Source organism: Bartonella sp. AA56HLJMS (genome assembly GCF_042197145.1).
GTDB lineage: Bacteria > Pseudomonadota > Alphaproteobacteria > Rhizobiales > Rhizobiaceae > Bartonella.
Genome location: NZ_JBHIRL010000107.1, coordinates 1 through 608, shown reverse-complemented (window position 1 = coordinate 608; position 608 = coordinate 1). Strand labels below are relative to the sequence as shown.

Genomic DNA, 608 nt, shown 5'->3' with positions numbered 1-608 from the left:
CTGGTCATCAGTTCTAAAACTTCACGTGCCGCTAGCGGAATCTTAGTGGAGGTTTCCAAAGCAAAACGGCGCAATTCTTTTAAGCGATGAAGAGGAGCATCAAGAACCTTTTCCAATCCTTTCATCGATTGATCAAATTGCATGGCTTTATAGAGCGGCGCTATTAAGGTTGCTGTTTGCGCAATGGCACCCACCATGCGCCCCCGCGCTTGGATAAAAGCATTTTCCGCATTCTTTGTCGCATCCTCAAGATGCTCAGGGTCAAACCACCCTTTAAAATGCTGCCTTGTCTTGTTTTGGAAATGCGCAACATCTGAACTAAAGGCTGCAAGATCTCGCTTGGCAGAAGCTATCCCCTCTTGCAGATGATTAACAAAACGCACAACAAGGGAAACATCCATGATCGTCTCTTATCCTAACTGATGGCTTTCATATTCTTGAGCTTTCAGGCGTGCGAGTTCTTCTCGATAGGCAATCACATCCAGCCAATCCATCTGGTTAATCTCTGAAGGCGCCCAGTGATAATAAAGGGCTAGTTCTGCTCCAAATTGTCTGGCAGAGAGGATTGGCGTTGCGTAAAAAAAGCAAAAAAAGCCTTCAATATTGCG

1 protein-coding gene and 1 pseudogene are annotated in these 608 nt (G+C 45.6%); both read right to left on the bottom strand.

What is annotated here, in order from left to right; all coding sequences use genetic code 11:
* Positions 1 to 401: pseudogene (locus ACFINI_RS10125) on the bottom strand (phage tail tape measure protein); the annotation flags it as partial.
* 9 nt (positions 402 to 410) lie between these two features.
* On the bottom strand, positions 411 to 608 hold a 198-nt coding region (locus ACFINI_RS10120), incomplete at its 5' end, for a hypothetical protein (RefSeq protein WP_375648060.1).